At 46.3% G+C, this 518-nt stretch carries 1 protein-coding gene; it reads right to left on the bottom strand.

Annotated elements, in window-relative coordinates:
- Window positions 1-497 (bottom strand): VC2662 family protein (locus R7093_RS28090; protein WP_318147392.1); only part of this gene is annotated, 497 nt, incomplete at its 3' end.
- Window positions 498-518: the final 21 nt, after the last annotated feature.

The raw sequence follows: 518 nt of genomic DNA, 5'->3' as shown, positions 1-518 counted from the left end.
ATTTGCACGCCATCGATTTGGTCTGTCATGTTGAAAAAGCCAAGTTGGAAGTTAGACTTTTTAGAAATACTCGCCAGACCAACGTCTGCCATGGTGTAACCTTCTGAGTAGTTCACCGCACTCCAGTTTAGGCCTTTCACGTTGTTCGTGATGTTTACCGCACCAAAGTTCACACCGGTTGTTTGGCCTTGGTTCCAGTTAACCAAACCAAGTGACGCACCTTTCATTTCTTGGTTTACTTTCGCTGCCCCAAAGAACAGACCGAAGTTCACACCCGTAGTACGGTCAGTTTCAGACATACCTAGAACTGAGAAGTCGACGCCTTTTACTTCGTTTACTTGGCCATGCAGTACCGCCAAACGAACACCACCAACAGCAGAGTTTGATGGAGCGTTAGTATGGTCGATCGTTGAAAACATCACAGGGGTGCTGTTCGCAAGAGCAACAGGTGATGCGATAGTGGCTGCAACAGCCAATGACGTCATAAGCTTTTTCATTTTTATCTCCATGATGGTAAG

This window comes from Vibrio sp. 1580, assembly GCF_033340055.1.
The sequence above is the reverse complement of the archived record's forward strand: the minus strand, read 5'-3'. Positions and strand labels throughout refer to the sequence as shown.